Origin of the sequence: Anseongella ginsenosidimutans (assembly GCF_008033235.1) — a bacterium.
Classification (GTDB): domain Bacteria; phylum Bacteroidota; class Bacteroidia; order Sphingobacteriales; family Sphingobacteriaceae; genus Anseongella; species Anseongella ginsenosidimutans.
Map to the genome: position 1 here is coordinate 2682288 of NZ_CP042432.1, position 21264 is coordinate 2703551.

Annotated in this window: 14 protein-coding genes; 7 read left to right on the forward strand and 7 right to left on the reverse strand. The window is 46.2% G+C overall.

Annotation, left to right across the window (positions count from 1 at the left end; all coding sequences use genetic code 11):
* Positions 1 to 72 precede the first annotated feature (72 nt).
* The 3 genes from FRZ59_RS10990 to FRZ59_RS11000 form a co-directional block, all read right to left on the reverse strand.
* Positions 73 to 852: an ATP-binding protein gene (locus FRZ59_RS10990; protein ID WP_132130676.1), complete on the reverse strand. Its 780-nt coding sequence runs from the start codon at positions 850 to 852 to the stop codon at positions 73 to 75.
* Positions 843 to 1325 carry an AAA family ATPase gene (locus tag FRZ59_RS10995; protein WP_158640610.1) on the reverse strand — a complete coding sequence of 161 codons (483 nt, stop codon included), beginning with the start codon at positions 1323 to 1325 and terminating at the stop codon, positions 843 to 845. The genes FRZ59_RS10990 and FRZ59_RS10995 overlap by 10 nt, the downstream gene beginning before the upstream one ends.
* A gap of 154 nt (positions 1326 to 1479) precedes the next feature.
* On the reverse strand, positions 1480 to 2100 hold the full coding sequence (locus FRZ59_RS11000) for a response regulator (RefSeq protein ID WP_132130674.1): 621 nt from the start codon (positions 2098 to 2100) through the stop codon (positions 1480 to 1482).
* Positions 2101 to 2244: 144 nt separating this feature from the next.
* Between FRZ59_RS11000 and FRZ59_RS11005 the strand changes: the two genes are divergently transcribed.
* Positions 2245 to 5370: a sensor histidine kinase gene (locus tag FRZ59_RS11005; protein WP_147698321.1), complete on the forward strand. Its 3126-nt coding sequence runs from the start codon at positions 2245 to 2247 to the stop codon at positions 5368 to 5370.
* A 216-nt stretch (positions 5371 to 5586) separates the two neighbouring features.
* Here FRZ59_RS11005 and FRZ59_RS11010 read toward each other — a convergent pair whose 3' ends face one another.
* Positions 5587 to 7203 (reverse strand): IS1634 family transposase, encoded by a 1617-nt coding sequence (locus tag FRZ59_RS11010; RefSeq protein ID WP_158640601.1) that lies wholly within the window; start codon positions 7201 to 7203, stop codon positions 5587 to 5589.
* A gap of 128 nt (positions 7204 to 7331) precedes the next feature.
* Between FRZ59_RS11010 and FRZ59_RS11015 the strand changes: the two genes are divergently transcribed.
* Positions 7332 to 7778, forward strand: a complete 447-nt coding sequence (locus tag FRZ59_RS11015; RefSeq protein ID WP_147698322.1) for a sensor histidine kinase — start codon at positions 7332 to 7334, stop codon at positions 7776 to 7778.
* A 5-nt stretch (positions 7779 to 7783) separates the two neighbouring features.
* On the opposite strand, the gene FRZ59_RS11020 is transcribed toward FRZ59_RS11015, so the two are convergent.
* A complete protein-coding gene (locus FRZ59_RS11020) occupies positions 7784 to 12595 on the reverse strand; it encodes a RecQ family ATP-dependent DNA helicase (protein ID WP_147698323.1) in 4812 nt (1603 codons plus the stop codon).
* 268 nt (positions 12596 to 12863) lie between these two features.
* Here FRZ59_RS11020 and FRZ59_RS18520 point away from each other — a divergent pair, with 268 nt between their 5' ends.
* Positions 12864 to 13016 carry a hypothetical protein gene (locus FRZ59_RS18520; RefSeq protein ID WP_158640611.1) on the forward strand — a complete coding sequence of 51 codons (153 nt, stop codon included), beginning with the start codon at positions 12864 to 12866 and terminating at the stop codon, positions 13014 to 13016.
* Positions 13017 to 14467: 1451 nt separating this feature from the next.
* Here FRZ59_RS18520 and FRZ59_RS11025 read toward each other — a convergent pair.
* Together FRZ59_RS11025 and FRZ59_RS11030 are read right to left on the reverse strand one after the other, a co-directional pair.
* Positions 14468 to 14974: a PIN domain-containing protein gene (locus FRZ59_RS11025; protein ID WP_225975030.1), complete on the reverse strand. Its 507-nt coding sequence runs from the start codon at positions 14972 to 14974 to the stop codon at positions 14468 to 14470.
* An 8-nt stretch (positions 14975 to 14982) separates the two neighbouring features.
* On the reverse strand, positions 14983 to 16044 hold the full coding sequence (locus FRZ59_RS11030; protein ID WP_132129002.1) for a helix-turn-helix domain-containing protein: 1062 nt from the start codon (positions 16042 to 16044) through the stop codon (positions 14983 to 14985).
* Positions 16045 to 16296: 252 nt separating this feature from the next.
* Here FRZ59_RS11030 and FRZ59_RS11035 point away from each other — a divergent pair, with 252 nt between their 5' ends.
* The 4 genes from FRZ59_RS11035 to FRZ59_RS11050 all read left to right on the forward strand — a co-directional run bounded on the left by FRZ59_RS11035 (position 16297) and on the right by FRZ59_RS11050 (position 21228).
* Positions 16297 to 16623 carry a patatin-like phospholipase family protein gene (locus FRZ59_RS11035; RefSeq protein ID WP_132129003.1) on the forward strand — a complete coding sequence of 109 codons (327 nt, stop codon included), beginning with the start codon at positions 16297 to 16299 and terminating at the stop codon, positions 16621 to 16623.
* A complete protein-coding gene (locus FRZ59_RS11040) occupies positions 16617 to 17363 on the forward strand; it encodes a patatin-like phospholipase family protein (protein ID WP_349290786.1) in 747 nt (248 codons plus the stop codon). The genes FRZ59_RS11035 and FRZ59_RS11040 overlap by 7 nt, the downstream gene beginning before the upstream one ends.
* An 800-nt stretch (positions 17364 to 18163) precedes the next feature.
* Positions 18164 to 18838 (forward strand): hypothetical protein, encoded by a 675-nt coding sequence (locus FRZ59_RS19095; protein ID WP_225975031.1) that lies wholly within the window; start codon positions 18164 to 18166, stop codon positions 18836 to 18838.
* Between the two features lie 11 nt (positions 18839 to 18849).
* The gene (locus FRZ59_RS11050) at positions 18850 to 21228 is read left to right on the forward strand and encodes an ABC transporter permease (protein ID WP_132129005.1); all 2379 of its coding nucleotides are present in this window, start codon (positions 18850 to 18852) and stop codon (positions 21226 to 21228) included.
* The last annotated feature ends 36 nt before the right edge of the window (positions 21229 to 21264 follow it).

Below are 21264 nucleotides of genomic sequence, written 5' to 3' on the forward strand. Positions count from 1 at the left end.
AACGTATGGCTTTCACTTGTACTTTTCCCGCACGTTCAAAAGGCAGACGGCTTTAATAAGCTGGAGATGTTTTTATGCTCCCAGCGATGCAAGCGAAATAACATTTATGCCGTCTTGCCGTGTGTAGCTAATCCCCGTTCCTGTTATAATGTTAAGCGATTTTGGCGGGTTTATTTTTTTATCGTCCAATATGGAAATAAATTTATTGAGAGCGGCTGCGGCTTCATCAATTTGTCCTGTGCCGAGTTTTATTTCAAAAGCACACCAGTCACCATTGTATTTTTGCACAATGCTATCCACTTCCAGGCCGCTCGAATCACGATAATGATATACCTTAGCATCATTAGCCTGTGCGTACACACGCAGTTCGTGGGTAACTAACGATTCAAACAAAAATCCTGTAAAGTGCAAATCGTTTAAAAGGGCAGTTTCATTTGCGCCAAGCGCGGCAATAGCCAAACAAACATCGGTAAAATGTCGTTTTGGCGATTTTCGTAATGCCGATGATGAACGAATATGTGTATTCCAGGCAGGTTGGTCTTCTACAATCATCAAACGGTTAAGCGCATTGAGATAATCGTAAACGGTTGGTCGTGTAATACCTACATTATCTTTTTCACGAATATCACTTTCCAAAGCAGAGATGTCCACTAATGTTGCTGTATTCCGGGCAAGTGAGCGCAATAAACTTCTTACTTTTACAGGGTCACGCTTTACATCAGAAACACGGCTCATGTCCACTTCGGCAAGCAATTCCACATAAGCACGGTTTAAATCAGCTGCCTGAGTGACTCTTTTGTTTAAAAGTGTAGGGAACCCACCAACGATCATCTTATCGATGATCAATTCCAAGCTGGTGGGTTCGTCGTAAATATCAATTTTATCACTTTCAAAAGTTTTTGTAAGCTCACTTTACCAGACGAAAAACCCAGCTCCTGCCAGGACATTGTACGCATATCCACGATAGTAAACCTACCGGCTCCTGAATGCATTTTTGCTGATTCTTCGGGATTTGCCGAACCCGTCAAAATAAACTGTGCATTTTTTTTTCGGTCGTCTATTTCATGGCGTATGTAATCCCAAAGTTTGGGTTGTGCTTGCCATTCGTCAACTAAACGGGGCACGTTGCCAATCAGTAATCGTTTTGGGGCAATGTTGATGAGTGCCTGTACTTGCTCATCGCTGTCCACATTCAAAACACTCCTTGCTAATTGCTTTGCCGATTCAGTTTTTCCGCAGGCTTTTGCACCTCGTATAAGCACCGCTCCCGAAGCGTTGAGTTTTCGCTGTAACTCATTGTCTGATATACGTTTCGTATAGTCCACAACCAATGTCTAAAGTGCAAATGTACCGTTATTTTACATTTTTTTTAAGTGATTTATTTTACACTTTTTGTGCATATCACTTTACACATTTTGAGTTTCTTGTTTTACATTTTTTGGGATTTTCGGTGTAAAAATGAGGAAGGCCTATGGCTTTTCACTTGTACTTTCCCCGCACGATGTCGCGGCGGCTGGTGACTTCCAGCTTGGTGTAAATCTTTTTGATGTGCGATTTGACCGTTTCAGAGGTGATGCCCAGGTTGGCGGCTATTTCTTTATTGGTAAGGCCTTCTTCAACGGCCTGCAGGATCTCTTCTTCGCGGATCGTCAGTGATTCTCTGGAGGAGGAAGGTGGCAGAGGATGGAAATAATCGGTGATCCGGCGGGCGATGCCGGGAGACATGTAAGCCCCACCTTCGTGAACCGTGTTCAATGCCTCCTTGATCTTTTGCGGCAGCGTTTGCTTGGACAGGTAGCCCGAGGCTCCCGCCCGCAGGGCCTCGAAAATATGATGGCTGTCCTCATAAACGGTGAGCATGACCACCTGGCATTTGGGCGCTTTTTTCCGGATCAGCCGTACGCCGTCGCTGCCGGAGACTCCCGGCAGGCCGATATCGGAAAGGATAATGTCAAAATATATGTCTTCCGCCCAGGAATCCATAAACTCCTCTACCGACCCGGCATTCAGCAGGCAGGAAAACCCCGGTTCCCTGCTGAAATAACCGACCAGTGACCGGCGCACGGTGCGGTCGTCTTCGATAATTCCCAACCTGATCATTAGGACGAAGTTAAGGTATTCCGGTTATATCGTTATCCCCCATGCCGGGGGATGGTATGACATTCGTGTCAGTTTGTCGGCACGAAGAATATTCCATTGAAAATTTAGTCTTATTTTTAGAATGCTTAATCATTCCACCATGAAATGACAAGGACCTACTGCCTTTTTATACTGCTGCTCTGCCTTTGCGCCGGAGCATCTGCCCAGAAAAGTACCTTGCATTTTTCTACCGTGAAATTACCCGACGATTTTCCGGTTTACAGCATCAGGTTTATCGAACGGGACGAAGCCGGGCTGCTGTGGCTGGTTACGGGCAACGGCCTGTATCGCTTCGACGGCAGCAATCTTCTGCATTTCGATCTGAAGTCGGAACCGGCACTGCCTTCTTTTCCGGTCACGGCCTTAAGGGCCGATCAGCGGGGCAACCTCTGGCTTGGTTTCCGGAACGGCGCCGCCAGGTTTGATCTCAGAAACTGGAAGATCACTTCCTTATATGCCGAAGACTGGCCCCGGGGGCTGCCCAACGATAAGTCCATCGAATCTATTAACTACACCCCGGATGGAAGCGTGTACTACGGCAGCACAAGCGGGAAATTGTATCGCTATCGAGATCACCGGCTGCAGCTGATGCTGGACATGACGGAACCTTACGGGGAATACGGAGGGCCTTCCATCGAATCTGTACAGGAACCTTATCCCGGGCAATTGTGGCTGACCACCGGCAACGGGATGCTTGTACATCTGCCGCTGGAGGGGAGCGGCTACGGGGAACCGGTTTATTTCAAGCCGATCGAACTGAAAGAAAGAACGACCAGGATCTGTTTCGGCCCGGATGGAAAATTTCTTATTTCTGTCAGGTCCGACGGCATGTTCCTGGGTGATACCCGTGAACTGCTTAAACGCTGGCAAGCCGACAGTCTCAAACTGGACGGCCCGGTAAGGCGGGGTTATCTTCGGCGGGTTGTCCTGCCTGAGGATGATAACGGGAATATTTATTCCCCTTTCTACATAGCGGCGAAGACAGGAACAAAAGTGGCGGCGATCCTTAGCCACGACAGGTATTCCAATAATATCTACACCTTCGACTTTTCCGGCGAAGACTGGAAGCTCGAAACGCCGGCCCGCCCGGTGAACTTTCCCGGCACCAAGATCAATAAGGTCTCGGGCGATGGGTTATCCACTTTTATCTGTTCCGGGGAAGGTCTGGTCTCCCTGGGATTCCGCCAGTCGGCGCTTAGTTCGCTGCTCACCGGTTTTAATGACCCGAACAGCATCCGTACCGCTTATAAAAGCGAAGACGGGGCGCTCTATGTGAGTTCCTACCGGGACCGCTTTATTCGATATAATGAAAATACCGGCGAGCGCACCCCACTGAGCAGGATGTACATTTACAGCGTATTGCCCTGGGGCCGGGATACGCTTCTGCTGGCTACCGAGGGTGACGGGATGCAATGGTACCTGCCGCGGGAAAACCGTTTCGTGCCTATTCTGACGGACAAAGAAAGCAGCTATGTAACCGCCCTCTGCCGGATGAACGATACACTGGTTTGGGCGGGGACCTATGAGGGGATTAACCTGGTAAATCCGGTTCGCAGGATCATTTACCCCGTGTTAAAAGGGCCTCTTTTTTCCAGGTTGCAAGGCGCCAAGGTTTATGCGATCATACCCGATCCCGGCACCGCTACGAAAAGCGCCGGCTCAGGAAGAGCGGGCCGTTACCTGGTAGCCACCACGGCCGGTGTTTTCAGGATCAACGCCGCGACGGGAGAGATCGAATATTTTATTGACGGCTCGGATACGCTACAGCATACGGTCGTCTACAGCCTTCTGGAAATCGGCGGAAATGTATGGATGGGAACGAACGGACAGGGGGTGCTGGTGTCAGATGGGGTCGGGAATCTTATGAACACGGAATGGCTCGATGGAAGGTTGGCCGGCAACATGGCTTTTTCCCTCAGCAGGGTTGGCGATATCGTGCTGGCCGGCACCGACAATGGGATGAGCCTTATCCGCCTGCGGGACAGCAGCGTGACCGCTTATTCGATCTATAACGGCCTTCCCGCCGGGGAATTCAATCATTCGGCGGTTTTCAGTAATGGCAGGGAGGCTTATCTGGGTACGGTGAACGGGCTGGTCCACTGGCAGGGCGGCGAACGTTACGACAGGGACAACGAGCATGCGATAGGAAGGATCCCCGTCACCCGTCTCTTGATCGAAGACGAAAAAGACGTAAAGAAGAACGATTACCGGCTTCCATACCTGCCATCTGATTCTATTCAGGTGGTTATACCGCCGGGGACAGGCTATTTTTCGCTTAGTTTCGGTCCCGCCACCGGAACCGAACGGCTACTGCCATTATTCTATCGCCTCGGCAGCGAAAGTAACTGGAACGAGATGGGCAATCAGCGGGAGATCAATTTTTTGAAGACGGAGCCTGGCTCTTACAGGCTGGAAGTGGCCGCGCGCACGCCCGGCGGAACGTGGATGCCCGGCTTGCTGAATATTCCCCTGGTAGTAGAACCCGCTTTCTATCAAACTGCCGTCTTTAAACTGTTACTAATGCTGATCCCGGTCCTCGTGGTGATCCTGCTGTTCCATTACCGAGAACTGCAATTGCAGAAAGAACGCCGCCTGCGCATAAAGATCGCGGGGGATCTGCACGATGAGGTCGGAAGCTCCCTTACCCGGATATGGCATCAGGCAGCGATGGGCGCTCCTTTACTGGAAGCAAAGGCAGAAGTAACGACGATGGATTTGGAATACGATGGCCCGGAGCCCGATGCAAGCCGCTTAAAAGTAATTTCAGAGACCAGCCGGGAGGCCCTGGCCACCATGAGCGATATCGTCTGGTCAATCGACGCCCGTTTTGATACGATGAAAGACCTGGTCCTCCGCATGAAAGACTACACGTACCGCCTGCGTTATGAATTAGATATCCCGCTGGCCTTCAAACTGAGCGGGCCCTACGAAAACAAAAAAGTAAGCCAGATCGTCCGGCAGAACCTGTTCCTGCTGTTCAAAGAAGCAGTAAATAATGCCATCAAACACGGCGATGACGGGCAGGTTTCCGTTCAGATGACATTCAGCAATGATCACCTGGAACTGCAAGTCATCAATTCCTGCACAGGAAACGGGCAAAAAGCGGCCGACACAATACAGGGAGGCAGAGGCCTGGAGAATATGAGACGAAGAGCGCTGAAAATGCAAGCCCACCTCCGCGCAGGCCGGGAAGGCGATGAATTCCGGGTCAGGGTAGGGCTAGGGTGTTAAACAGATTACACGTTACCATTCCTCTCAAAGACCACCTCTGGCAGAATAATTTTTATTTCTCGCTCAGTCCCTTCTTTCAACCAATGAACGATAAAGTTTACCTTGGCGCTTTTTAACTCATAGCCCATTTTCTTATTCTTGAGTTTGACACGATTGGGACTTAACTAACTGATACTCAGTAGTGGGTTCTCTGATTGGCTCTCTACAAATGAGGATTTATAGGTAATTAGCTAGCTGCGTTTGGGGAAGAATGGGCGGGAGTTGTTTCAATCCCAGTTTTTGCTGCAGAACGGCTTCTTTCCCCTGGGGCTTGGAACGAATGCAGACTTGCTCCTGATTGTGTTGCAGCAAACTCACTTGCATTCTTTCCAGGGTTTTGCGCAGCTCGTTTTCGGTGAGCTTCACCTGGGATTGGTTGATTTTCTGCAGAACATAATTCTGCAGGGTAAAGGCGATGTAGCAAAGACAGATATGTCCCTGGATCCGTTTGTCGGTCCAGTGGAACATCGGACGGGTTTCCAGGTGGCTTTTAAAGGTCCGGAACGAATGTTCGATTTTGTAAAGCTGTTTGTATTGTTCCAACACGGCCGGGACGCTCAGGGTGGTATTGTTGGTGCTGATGGCCAGCAGCCCGTCGTATCTTTCTGATCGGGCGATTTTCTCCTGATCCAGCGCGTAGGACCCGCCGCCCTGCTTCTGCAGAAAGAAACGTCCTGCTTTTTTGTCGATCAGCGAAGGATGTTGCAGCAGTTTTTGGGCAGTCTGGAGCCGTTCTTCCCGATCGGATTTGTCTTTTGCGGCCCGCTTGGCCGACCAGGTGGCGATAATTTTTCGACCCTCATGAGAGATCATCTTATACCGGAGTTTGATTTCCTCGCCGGTGTGATCGGAGTACACCCATTCGTGCTGAAAGGCCGAATGATCGAGCAAGGCTGATTGCACGCTGCGGGGAAGTGCTTTTAACCGTTCTCCCACGATGAACTCAAAGCCGTTCTCGGTGGTCAGGTCAATATTCTTTCTCGAGAGCATGCCCCGGTCGGCCACCACGATGACCTTGTCGATCTGATAATGCGCTTTCAGATCGCAAAGCGCTTGCCCGAAGGTGTGCCCTTCGAAGGTGTCTCCCTTAAAGATGCGATAACCGATCGGGTTCTTCTCTTTATCGATCATCAGGCAGAACAGGATTTGTGTGCGGCCTATTTTTCCGTCCTTGCTGAACCCCTTTTGACGCAGCGCTCCTTCCTGCTCGACCTCGCTCTCAAAATAAAGCGTGGTCACGTCGTAAAATACAACGTCCAGCCGCTGGCTGAACATGTCCCGTCCGGTCTGAAAGATCCGCTCCTGGATCAAACGCTCGTTCTCGGCCAGGCGATCCAGCGCCCTGTACAAATGATGCAGCGATACCGGATCAACCCCGGCGTACTCCTGCTGGTTCAACCAGTTGCTTCGTTTGCTCGAGGGTTCCTGCAGCCGCTCCAGCAGCATCAATAGCACGGCATTCCTCAGGTCGAACTCCAGCTTTTGTTTGCGGGCGATCCGCCGTAAAAGAATATCCAGCCCGTAGTGGGAAAACACCCGCTTATAAACCTGGGCAAATCCGTAATTGTAACGGGCAAGCTCTTCGATCTGACCGGTTAAAAGCGCTTTCACTTCACCTCCGCCCAGTTCGTAAAGCTGAATACCCATTCTGCGAAGCTGCCCCGGGGTATAATCTTCGGCTTTCCCCAACGAATACAGCACCCGGCTGGTCGGCTTGCCTTCGGCATTCCGGTAGCTTTCCAGAATGCGTAAATAGGTGCCCGATGGTTTGCGCTCTACTTTCAAAAAAGCCATTACACAAAAATAAGCACCCTGCAATTGATTGTAAAGGGCCTCCGCTGACATCGGCTCTCTACACTTTTTTCCGACAAACCCCCAATACGTCTGTCATTGGCCGATTTATAGTGTTTTTTTGAAAGTGCGTGTCAAACTCAAGCGATATCGTCTGGTCAATCGACGCCCGTTTTGATACGATGAAAGACCTGGTCCTCCGCATGAAAGACTACACGTACCGCCTGCGTTATGAATTAGATATCCCGCTGGCCTTCAAACTGAGCGGGCCCTACGAAAACAAAAAAGTAAGCCAGATCGTCCGGCAGAACCTGTTCCTGCTGTTCAAAGAAGCAGTAAATAATGCCATCAAACACGGCGATGACGGGCAGGTTTCCGTTCAGATGACATTCAGCAATGATCACCTGGAACTGCAAGTCATCAATTCCTGCACAGGAAACGGGCAAAAAGCGGCCGACACAATACAGGGAGGCAGAGGCCTGGAGAATATGAGACGAAGAGCGCTGAAAATGCAAGCCCACCTCCGCGCAGGCCGGGAAGGCGATGAATTCCGGGTCAGGGTAGGGCTAGGGTGTTAAACAGATTACACGTTACCATTCCTCTCAAAGACCACCTCTGGCAGAATAATTTTTATTTCTCGCTCAGTCCCTTCTTTCAACCAATGAACGATAAAGTTTACCTTGGCGCTTTTTAACTCATAGCCCATTTTCTTTTTCTTTTCGATTTGGTCAAGGAATTTTTTGGAGAATTTTAGCACGGATTGGCCACTATGGGTCAGACATTTATCGTCAACGATAACCAAATTGTCACCGCTTACCAATTGGGAAACGAAGTGTTGTCTATTGATAAAGTAGTCTAGCCAAACATCTTGATAGGTAAGATGTATAGCCAGTTCTTCAGGTGGCGGATAATGGTTTGGATCCACCAATTTTTCGACCGAATCGACTGCAATATTGTCCAAAAAATCTGCATTCATATGAATGGTGAGGTTCCGCTTAGCCCTGGTCATCGCTACATAGAGTTGTCGCTGGGTCTCGTCGCTTGTGGAGACGAAGCGTTCAAGCAGGAGGAAAACATTGTCAAATTCCCTTCCTTTGGCTTTATGGATGGTTGATACAAAGAACGTTTCACTACTTTGGTTGAAAAAGTCCTCAAGCTTGGATTCACGAATAAAAATCTCCAGATCTGATTTGTATTTCCGCTTTGGATTGGTGGTTTCAAAATCCTTGATCAGGTTTACACAGATATCTAGTTTAGTGCTGCTTCGAAATCTATCCGTCAAAACCTGCTTGGCGGTTGACCAATTATCATCGCTTATCAAGAAGATATCATTGCACATATTCAATTGATCCAGGAAGAATCTCACTTCAGCTAAATTGTATAAATTGAATCCATCATTGCTTTGAATCAGTCGCGCCTGAACCTTATGTTTCAGCAGTAGTCCCGTTATTTGTTCCGCTTCCTCGTTTTTTTTTGTCAATATACAGGTGGAGCCCGAAAGGCCTGTTTTAAGTACGCCTTGTACGAGCGGCGTGATTAGGTTGTAACCTTGGTGCCGAACCAATTTGATGTCGCCGTTATCGGGCTGTTTCGCGATGACTGGTGTGGTTTTTAGTCGCTGGCCAATCCGGTGGGCAAACTGATTGGTGAATTCGACCAAATTGCGTTTGCTCCTGTAATTCTCAATTAATTCATATTTGACCGCATGCTCCAGTTGAATAAATTGCTTGAGGTAATGCGAGTTCGATCCTCGGAATTCATAAATGTTTTGGTCGTCATCTCCAACCGCTATCACTCTCATTTCCTCATTCTGATCCATCAATGCTTTTACCAGGTTAAATTCGTCAACATTCATATCCTGGGCTTCATCAATTACCAAAACCGTTTTGGTGATTCTACTCGGCTCTACCTCCCCACGATTGATTTTCTCAACCGTTTTTTGCAAAATGGCGTCTGATTTTTCCAGACTTCCAACCTTGCCAAGCAGGTCAAAGCAATACGAATGAAACGTTTTTATCTCAATGAAATTAGCGGCATTCCCAATCAATTTAAGAAGTCTTTTTTTGAATTCCGTGGCGGCCGCTCTGGAAAATGTGAGCATGAGCAGTTGTTCATGCTTTACATCTTCCATCAATAACAGCGATGCAAGTTTGTGAACCAATACTTTGGTCTTGCCACTTCCGGGACCTGCAGCCACAACAATATATTTCGCATCATTATCATTGATTACTTTCAGCTGCGTGGGCGAGAGTTCACCAAAAAGCTGCTTAAACTTGGTGGGAGTCATCTTCAACTTGAGTTCGTTGGCTTTGCTTCCCGGAAAATACCTTATTAGGAACGACGCATAATTGAGCTGGAAGTAGTCTTCTACAAATTGCAGCGCATCTCTATAATCGTTGATCATTTTCTTGGCATACTCACCCACAATATGGATTTGGTGTACCTTGTTTTCATAAAATTGGCCCAGCTTTTTGTAGTCTTCCTTGGTGTAACCCTTCTTATTATCGGGTTCCAGGCGTTCAATGGTTAACCTATTATAGACAACCAGGAAGCCGCCTTCGATCTTTATTGCCCCAATCCGCGAAAGATAAAATAGCGTATCTTCGATATCATCGATGGACACTTTCATCCCGAAACTTGCTATCGAATTTTCAAAAGCCTCTTTCAGTTCGTGGACTGAAAATTCAACCAGTAGTTCTTCTTTTGTCGCTTCGGCCACCGGGGCTGATAACCGGCTTCTTTCGTGCAGGAGTTCAATAATGAACGTTGCTAAGTCATGCCGTTTTTTTAGCTTATCTTCCAGTATCGCTTTCGGGTGAAGGCTTCGGATGTTCACATGGTTTTTCGAGTAGGGCAATTGTTGGCGTTTAATCCAGTTCTTAATTGCCCAAAAATTGATAACCGTTTTAATCCGGTTCGTATTGGTGTCCTCATACCCCTGTGCCTGCGCTTTTTCGTTGAGTTCTTTTAAGTGAAAAGTTGTTTCCTGTTCCTCTATTATCGGAACGAGAAAATCTTCGATTCTATTGAAAGTCTTAACGATATCCAATGAACGGTTTTTGTTTTCCCCTTTTCGGATGAAGGCCGTTAGATCTTTTCCGTCTGCCAGGATTTTTTCTTCACGCAGTAGGTTTACTATACCAATCACGTCTTTTTTGACAATGCCCAAATGATCACTGATGTAATCAATCCTCGATTCAGCTGCGTCCTCTTGTGTTCGCTTTCTGCTTTTGCTCGAAAAAAGCTTTTTAATAATCCGAATAGCTTTTTCTTTTTGGTTTTCCGCAAACCTCGACGAGGCATTTATCTTATCGATGGCCTCCTGCGCATTTTTGGAAAGGATGCTATTGGCAAATACTCTCGGCATATTTTGCCCACGTTTTAAGTAACCCGCATCTTCCAATGCTGCAATTGCTGTCGTCACTCTGGTTTCGATTTCCACCACATTGTCGTCCCATCCTGCTTTACGAGCGATCTCTAGGGCCGAGTTAGAAACGGTCGAGCGAAACCGCGTGATTTCCTTGATGGCTTTCCATACCTGCTGTATTTCCTTTATCGATAGTTTGGTTTGGTTTAGCAGGATGAAATGTTTTCCGAGATCTTCCTCATTGAAGAGTACAAAACAGTCGGCAACAACGTTCTCATCCCGTCCGGCTCTCCCTGCCTCCTGGATATAGTTTTCCAATGAATCGGAGATTTCGTAGTGAATTACCATTCCTACATCTTTCTTGTCGACTCCCATTCCAAATGCAGAAGTGGCCACCATAATTGGTACTTCGCCCGCTAAAAACGCATTCTGGTTTGCCGTTTTTTCTTTTGCCTCCATTTTGCCATGATAAGGGCTTGCTTTGAATCCATCAGCCGTCAACCGCTCCGCGAGCAGGTAAGCTTTTCGAGTTCTGGAAACGTAGATAATCGTCGGACAATTTTTTGCCTCGATCAAATCCCTTACCGCTTGATATTTCTCCTCCTCATCCCCCTTTTCATAAACCTGGTATTGAAGATTGGTTCTGGATGCTGTTGAGGTAAATAGCTGCAGATCCAGCCCAAGTTTTTCGCTGAAATAATTACGGATGTCTTCAATGACTTTTTGTTTCGCTGTGGCAGTAAAGCAGGAAACAGGGATTCCGTCTTCTATATTTTTCTTTTCCTGGATTGACTTGATGAAATCGCCGATATACAGGTAGTCTACTCTGAAATCCTGTCCCCAGGATGAAAAGCAATGAGCCTCGTCAATGACGAATCGTGAAATTTTTCTTCCAAGCAGCAGTCGTTCAATGGTAGGTGAACGTAAGGACTCTGGCGAAATATATAATATTGACGCCGATCCATCTTCCACCCGTTCAAATGATTTTGCTCGCTCAATAGGGTCGAGTAAGCCATTAATTGTTACCGCATCGGTAATTCCTGTTTTTTCCAGGTTGTCTACCTGGTCTTTCATCAGCGACTGCAATGGTGAAATCACAATGGTCAGGGCCTTTGATGTTTCGCCACTCATCAATGCCGGTACTTGGAAAGTGATGGATTTTCCGCCGCCGGTGGGAAATACAGCCAGTATCGATTGGTTATTGATGGCCGCCTTTACGGCCATTTCCTGCAGTGGTTCCTCTCCGTAGGTTCTAAAGGACTCAAATCCAAAGTATTTCTTCAGTCCATGATGTGTATCTAGCGCCATGTTGCAATAGGCGCACCCAGTTAAGCAAGGCTGGTTCCGCAAACGGAATAGGATGCGCTCTACCTCGGGATGGTTCTTCAATACCCATCTTGGCGTAATGGAATAGCGATTGTTTGCGTTAATAAGTGATAAGCAATAGGCGAGGGCCACAGGTTGGTTGGTAATGATCTGTGTCAGGTCCGCGCTTTCGCATAGTTCATGTCTAAAATGCTGCCGAATCAGTTTTTCTGGATTTGTTTCCGGGCTTGAATAAGCCATGAAGTCAAAAAAGGCACGGAATTGAGGCTTGTTCTTAAGCAGCAAATAGCATATTTGCTTGAGTCTCTCACCCATTTGGTTGAAGGCCGTGATTTCATCATAAAACAAATCCCTTGCCTTGATTGCGTCATTTAATGGATTGTTTGATTCGTCGTATTGCAGTTTATCATCCTTTAACAGCGCATGGTACGGTTTGGAAGGGAACAATAGGGGAGAGAGGAACAGCGTATCGATGATATTTGCCGGGTTTATTCCAACATTGCTTATTGTATCGCCGATATAGTTAAGGTCGTGATTGACGATGTTGTGTCCGCAAATAAAATGCGTGCCTTGAATAAATCGGGTAAATTCAGTTATGGCACCTTTATGGAAAAGACTTCCGTCGCTTTTTATGCCGCCTAAGTCCCGGATGTTTCGGGTTGTTGGATCAACTTCGATATCAATAAAAACAATTTGTTTCATTTCCTAACTCTTTCAAGGCATTGTTTACGGCCTTGATCCGCGCTATATTAGTATAATTTGACATAGGTTGATAATTCATTTTTTCAATTCTTTCTCTGCAATAACCACTACTTTCTGCGTGCAATTTAACTGCAAACGCTAAGGAATAAAGATAGGGGTTTTTCCTGTACCCTATTGTTTCGTCTCTAAAAACACAAGTCTAAATACCACTATTACCTTGATTCTAAGCCAATAATGGTGTGTATTTGGCCTGAAGTCAAGTCAAAATATGAATGGACCTCTTATAAAATATCAGCAAAAACTGGTTGACGAGGTAAATAACGATTTCCACCGATTCCCGGCCACTGCCCTGGAAAGACCGGGCGGCATCGTTTTAACCGAAAAACTGGCCGAAAAGCTTTTCGGCCCAATGAATCCCTAGGGCCGAACCTCCGAAACAATGCTTTGACTTCGCCTCCGCCCGGTTCGTAAAGCTGAATGCCCATCCTGCGAAGCTGCCCCGGGGTATAATCTTCGGCTTTCCCCCGCGAATACAGCACCCGGCTGGTCGGCTTGCCTTCCTCGTTCCGGTAACTTTCCAGAATTCCGCGTCAGGTAGGGCTAGGGTGTTAATTGTTTCATATTCTCTTGATCCAGAATGGTTGAATAATTTGGAGGGGTAAAGTTGCTTACCTTGAAAGCAAAAATGTTCTACCGGTGGCGACTGATTGTGATAACCACTGGCACTGCGTAACGTACACGCGAATTATCTAAAGTTTCTGAATTTATAATCGAAAACATGCTCAACCAAGATTCATATGCCTTTCGTCTTTGCTCCTCATTTAATAGTACTTTATAGTATGCAAAGCCAGGTAACAATAGAATTGGCACAAAAATGGAAGCGTTCTTTAAATCCAGACTCGAATTTATAGAATGTAACTTGCTATAGTCCTCTCGTAGTTCGGCGAGTTCCTTTTTATTGATATCCATGGAATCTGGTAAGATATGAGAAAAAAGAATCGTATCCAGTTCCGATTTTTCGTTATATAACACGAGATAGGCCAAGGTATTTATGGTATCAGGATTCAGATTGCTAAATCGGATAGATAAGGATGATCTATTTACATAGTCCTCAAGGAACGCCGTGTCATTTTTTTTCTGACTTCGTACGGGATTTGCATAAACAAACGTCAACATGCCAATTGACAGATAGATCAACGAGGCAATTCTGTTTGTTGGGCGCATATTACTTTCGATAATTAAAGACTATTGCATTTAGTGCCTAAGGATGCAACTTTGACACTAAAGTATTGTGCGATTATATCACCTTTGTACCACCCGTTTGTACCACCCGTTTGTACCACCTTTGTATCAAGAGTGTATTGAAAAACTTGAGGTGTTTTGGGAGGAAATGAAGAAAAAATTCATGTCTGAATTGAATTATAGCCACCTTGCATGCGGATGGAAAGATTCACATCTATCTCTTTTTGTTACCTGTGATTAAAGGTACTAAATTTCAGAAAAAGTATTGCTAAAAACAATGACTTAGTCCTGTCCTGTCGGCGTTGAAGGCGCGAGCGATTTGATTATTCAAAGGATGCAAAAATTGGCAGGCTCAAAAAGGAAGTTGTGAAATTTAAGCTTAACTCTCCGACAAACAAAAAGAAGCAACGCACCATCATTCAGGAGGCCGGTCGCGCAATAATAAAGGCGGCAATTGAAAATTCTGTTTTGGACTCTAAAGTAAACCACTCCTAAGATATGATAAAATATCCAATTTAACTTGCTTCAATATCAGCGTAGGTCTTTTGTCTATTTTTTGATAAAAGAATGCAGATTGCTTTGATTAATGCCTGAAAGAAATGTGTATCACAAGAAATTGCCATCATCATCCTATTGCCAAATCCGAAGTCGTTTGTTCATTTCTTTTACGAGTACTGCATTATTCTGGTAAATATAATTGCTTGTAATAAGTTGCCGGAGTTTGGATGCCGCTACTGTGGAAGCTATTCGATTCTGGACGACGAGTTCATCCAATATCCAAAGCATCCCATGGTATTCGATCGAACTCTTCTTGGCAAAGTTTCTTACAGTTTTGTCGCTGCTGAGTACAATGGCTCCTAATTGCACGGCCAAGTATAGCACCGTACAGTCCATTTCCGACAACGCTTTCGGATAGCCAACTTTATGAATAGCGATACGGTCTTCGTGGTGGATTGTATGTACCGTGAGCTTTCCCATGGACTGATAGGCAGAAAGCAGGTGTTGCTGCTCCTCATTCAATTCGTTAAACACATCCAATGACGTATGTGTCTCGACGTCCAGCTCGAAAAATGGAACCACTAATCCCAGTAGGTGTAGGTCGATGAAGATACAGGCGTCAGTAATGGTAAGTTTCATTGTCAAACCTACATAATCAGCGATTGACTCCTGAAAACGGAGAGTTTCATATTCTTCAAAGCTGCTCCTTTGCTGACCGAAATCAGCTCCTCCGCCAATGCGCGGTATAGCAACTGGTCGAAACGGTTTGATCGTTCTACCCCCTCGTAGGCAATCGGTTCTTCCTTGCGCCAATTCATTTGCTTCATTAGATTGAAAAATTGGCTGGTGTAGTGGCTGTTGACGATGCCACACGCATTGGCTCGCATTACCAAGGCCTGCATGGATATACCGTATTGCTTTTTAATGTTTCCCAGTTCGTTGATCGAAAGGCGTGACCGACGCTGTCCCAGCTCCACGAGTAAAGTATTCTTGGGCAAGAGTACGGCTCCCGCAAACTGGTGGCAGAGTCTTTCCTTTTGTCCATCGGTCAGGCTTTTGTCAATTTTCAACAGCAAATGAGCCAATTCGTGTAAGAGGGTGAAACGAATACGATCTAGCTTGTTCGCTATATTTTTATTGTAGGCGATGACAGGTATGGTCTCACCATTAACCCAAGTCTGCATACCATCAAACGAGACATCGGCATCGATTTCAACGACTTTGATGTGTTTGTCTTCAAAGAGTTCCGGAATGTTAAAAATAGGGCCGGTACCGAGCCCCCATTCAGTACGGAGCCTCGTAGCAGCCTCGTCAACTTGGTCATGGGTGCTTACTTCAGGGAAATCCTTCAGGGGATTGGAGAATTCCTGAGCGATCCCTAAGATCTCTTCCAGCTCGAGATACCTGGAAAGGCATTCCCGGGTCTGCTCGATGACTTTATGTCCCTCCTTGGCTGGCATCTTTTTGAGCTTCCTGTATTCGATAGCACCCAATTCCACTTTCATCTCCCTGAAAAAATAGTCCGGACGTACATTCAACACATCGCTCAATAGAGATATTTTTTCGCTGTCAGGTATAACCTCTCCTTTCTCGTATTTATGCAAAGCCTGTTTGGAGACTTTGTTGCCCATCGCATCGGCCAAGCCTTGCAAAGAATACCCATTAAGCAGTCGTGCTGACTTAAATCGATCTGCAAATAGTTGATTCATGATTAACTCATCCTTTTGTATGTAAGACAGATCAAACTCTTAAAAGATTTACAAATGTAGTAATAATTCTGTGTTCGTCAACTAACATTGTAAATCTGGTGGCATAATGGCATCATTTGAAAGCATTTGCGAAAAAATCAATTTAGTTTACGATTATATACTAAGGTATTATTTTTGTCAACCTAAACTGAACTGATTATTAGGGAATGCCACTCCTTTAAGGCGGTTCTTAAATCAAATATCAAATAGGCTATGGCAGAAAAGAAACAGTTTAAAATACTGTCCATCGACGGCGGCGGGATAAGGGGACTTATCCCTGCCAAAGTCCTTGAAGACCTGGAAGGCGAACTCAAAAAAACAGAGCCCCAAAAGAAGTTGTACGAGCATTTCGATTTGGTCTGCGGTACTTCTACTGGTGCGATATTGGCCATAGGAATTGCACTTGGGATTCCGGCTCGGAAATTAGCCCATTTTTACGAAGAAAATGCTAAAAATATCTTCCCGAGATTCATTCTCAGTTGCCTTCCACGAAAGAGCGGGCCTTTGTCAATGCAATTTACAGCAATAAGAAGTTGCTGAAAAAGATGAAGGAAGTGTACGCGGAAGCAAACGGCGGCAATGACCCACTTTTGAATGACCTGCTGACCAAGGTGTGCATCCCTACGTTTAACGGAAACGATGGCGCAATCAATGTGCTTAAAACCAAACATCATCCAGAATACCGAAGGGATTTTAAAATGCCGGCTTATCATGCAGCAATGGCGAGTGCTTCGGCACCGGTTTACTTTCCCCCGCACTCGTTTCGATTCAAGAATGAATTTGGTGAAGGTGCCAACATTAATATGATTGATGGTGGTGTGTTTGCCAATAACCCCTCACTGATCGGAATATTTGAAGCCACCGACAAATTGGATATACCATTAGCAGATATTTCTCTGCTGGCGCTCGGTACAGGCCAAGGAAAGCAAATCATCAAACGCTCCTGGAGACCCAAGAACGTGTTTGATTGGCTATTCCCCAATCCAAAATTGGTAGACCTTGTCTTGGACACGCAGGCGCAGATTACCGAGCAATACGTGCTTTTTCTCCAACGCGCCTTGGGAAAGAGATCAGAAGGGTACTTATCATCAAATTCGAGTGTATCGTGCCAGCGGTGCCCTATGACGACCTGTTTGCGGACTATGATGAGGAACGTAAAAACAAATTTCTTTCAGCTCTGGACGACTTCATTGTTGATGCGGACAAAGCGATACGGGAGACCAACCCCCTCCGTGCAAGCCGGCTTTGGCGCAAGCACTTTGGATACAGGTTCCCATTAGGCGAAGACAAGGACGAAAACCATAAGGCGTGCAGTGCAGCGATTGGGGCTGCTACATCCAATCCGTGGGCAAAATGAACACGAGTTGGGAAAGGTTCATAGGAGAGAGCCAAGAGATATTAACTCATTTTTCGAAACTCGAACTCATTATTCCGGAAAATGAACCGCCCCAACTTTCAGGCGCCCTTGAGTTGGAAAATACTGCGGGAGATATCTATGACCAATACCAAGTCAAGGTTGTTGCGTCCGATGATTCTTCTACATGGTTCCCTGGAGTATTCGAAGTTGGTGGGCGCTTGCCACATAACAGCGACTGGCATGTTTTCGAGGACGGTCATTGCTGTATAAAACCGATTCCGGAACAGATTATTCTATGCAGGAAAGGTTTACCGTTGCTACAGTTTATTCAGGAACACGTTTTGCCCTACTTTCATGCCCAAAAATTCCGAGAGCAACACGGTTACTACCTGCATGAGCGCTCACATGGAGAGTTAGGGAATCTTGAATATATCGCAGGGGTATTGAAAACTCAATCTCGAGCCTCGATGCGCCAATATTTATGGTATATCCTTCACGGAAGGGAGCCAAGCAGAAGTAACAGGTGCTTCTGCGGAAGTAGGAAACTCTACAGATATTGCCATCGAGATGCCTATAGAAATTTGTGCTTGCTCCCCAAAGAGTTGATATACAAATATGTCAAAATCATCGACACATCATAAACACCGGAAGGCGAGCAGATGCACGTGCAGGTAATCGTTAGCCATGTCTTTAAGCTATTTAGGACGGTCAACTCACGTAAAAATGTTCAGACCCGGACGCGTGATGTCCGGAATCGGACATTTTCAAAAAGCAATGGGCATTGAGAAGTCATATAAAGCCCCTTGCAGATATGGCAGCGTTATTGTGCATTTTGAAGGGTATGTTAAAAAGCTATTTCAAAATCGCCTGGCGGAATCTGTGGAAACATCGGGCGATTGCCTTGATCAATATCGGTGGTTTGACCGTTGGTATAGCGGCTTGCCTGCTGATCCTGCAATACGCAGGTTTGAGCTTAGCTACGACCGGTTCCACGTGAACGCAGGGGATACTTACCGGGTGGTCAACGACCGCTACCAGGAGGGCAAGCTTATCCAGCATGGCACGATCCCCTATTCTGCTATTGGAAAAGCATTGAACGATGATTATGAGGAGGTTGTGGAAAATACGCAAGTGAGGCCGGCTAAAGAAAAGATCATCCAGTATGATGGGCGGAAGTTAGTCGAAGGGCAGGCGCTGTATGCCGACCATTCCTTCACCCCCTTGGCCTGGTACTTCATGAACGGTTGGCTGCAAGACTTTGCCTACCGGATCGGAATCAGCTGGTGGATGTTTGCCGCGGCCGGACTACTGGCTATCGCCATAGCCTTACTGACTGTTGGCTTCCAGTCGATAAAAGCTGCGCTGATGAATCCGGTGAAGAGCCTCAGATCCGAATAAAACCAAAAGCTATGTTTCGTTACAACCTGATCCTAATCTATAGAAACTTTAAACGGTTTAAGGGGGCCTTTTTTATCAATCTGGCCGGGCTATCAACCGGACTGGCCTGTGCTTTATTGATTTACCTGTGGGTGTATGATGAACTCCATGTGGACAAGTTCAATGAGAAAGACAGCCGGCTTTTCCAGGTGATGGAAAACGAACATTACGCTGAATCCATTAATACGACGCCTGAAACGGATGGTATTCTGGCTGAAGCACTGGCAGAAGAAATGCCGGAAGTGGAATATGCTACCACCGCTACGCCTGTCTGGTGGTTCGAGAAATTTACACTTTCTGCCGGGAATAAAAATGTCAAGGCAACGGGACGGTATGCCGGAAAGGATTATTTCAATATGTTCTCCTATCATCTGATCCGGGGAGATGAAAGCCAGGTGTTGGCGGATAAAAATTCCATTGTAATATCCGAAGTACTGGCCTTAAAATTATTTAATACCTCTGATAATATCATAGGGAAAGTTATTGAATTTCAACACGAGCAGCAGTTCCTCATTTCCGGGGTTTTTGAGGGGACGCCTCCCAACTCCACCGAGCAATTCGACTTTGTATTGTCTTTTGCGTTTTTTCAGGAAAAACACCCACGGTTTGCAGATTGGGGACACTCCGGGCCTGTTACCTACGTCATGCTGAAGCAAGGCACAAACCCTGATCAGTTCAATCATAAAATCGCTGATTTTCTTAAAAACAAAACTGCAGGTTATGCAAATTCAACTTTATTTACCAGGCCTTTTTCAGATGGTTATCTGTATGGCAAATATGAGAATGGCATACAGGCAGGAGGCAGAATAGCATACGTCAAATTGTTCTCTGTCATTGCCATCTTCATCCTCATCATTGCCTGCATTAATTTCATGAACTTATCCACGGCCAAAGCCACCCAGCGGTTAAAGGAAGTGGGTATAAAGAAGGCCATAGGGGCCGGCCGGAAAGCGTTGGTTTTTCAATATCTGGGAGAGTCGGTATTGATGGCTTTTTTATCACTCACCACAGCCCTCTTACTCGTTTTACTTTTCCTTCCCCAGTTCAACCAGATTACCGGAAAGCATCTGACCGTGAATCTTGATATCAATCTTATTGTATCGGTTTTAGCCCTCACCTTGTTTACAGGGATCATCGCGGGCGGCTACCCGGCCTTATACCTTTCCGGCTTTAATCCGGTATCGATTCTGAAAGGCGGAGCTGTACCCGGAAAATTCAAAGCTTCTGTGGGGGAAGTGTGGGTAAGAAAAGGATTGGTGGTTTTTCAGTTTACACTATCGGTTATACTGATCGTGGCCGTTTTGGTGGTTTATAAACAAATAGAATTTATACAGGCCAAAAACATTGGTTACGACAAAGACAATCTCATTATTTTTGACATGGAAGGAAAGGTAGAAGAAAACCCCGAAACCTTCCTGTCAGCCGTTAAAAACATACCGGGTATCGTCAATGCCTCCAGCTCTAATAGCCGTTTAATAGGCAGCTACGGAGCTACCACCGGTGTGCAGTGGGAAGGGAAAAATCCAGATGATGTTATCTCATTTGAGACCGTACAAGTGAACTACGACCTGATTGAAACCCTGGGTATTGAAATGGTAGCAGGACGAAGTTTTTCCAGAGACTTCGGTACCGACAAATCCAAACTCATTGTAAATGAAGCGGCCAGGGATGTGATGGGACTTCAGGAGCCGGTTGGTAAAGTGATTAATCTTTGGGGCAATGATAAGCAGATTCTGGGAGTGGCCAAAAACTTCCATATTGCATCGTTCCATGAAGCAGTGAAACCTATATTGATCAGACTATTGCCTCAGCATACAGACTACATCATGGCCAAAATTGAAGCGGGGAGGGAACGAGAAACCATTGAGCAGCTGCAGGAATTTTATCAGGAATTTAATCCGGGGTTTGTACTCGATTACAAATTTATGGATGCACAGTATCAAGCACTGTACGAAGCGGAAAATCGTACAGCTGCCTTATCTAAATACTTTGCCGGACTCGCCGTTCTGATTTCCTGTCTGGGATTGTTTGGCTTGGTCTCCTTCACTGCCGAAAGAAGATTGAAAGAAATCGGCATCCGTAAGGTAATGGGGGCGAGTGTCAGTAATGTGGTAGGCTTGTTGTCCGGGGATTTTATCCGCCTGGTGTTGATCGCCATCCTCATCGCTTCGCCTATTGCCTGGTATGTCATGAACCGCTGGCTGCAGAATTTTGCCTACAGGATCGATCTCGGCTGGTGGATGTTCGCCCTGGCCGGGCTGCTGGCAGCGGTGATTGCTTTGCTGACGGTGAGCTTTCATTCGGTAAAAGCCGCCTTGGCGAATCCGGTAAAATCATTAAGGTCTGAATAAACGGTACATGGAACAATTTTTCGCCTGCGCGGCGGG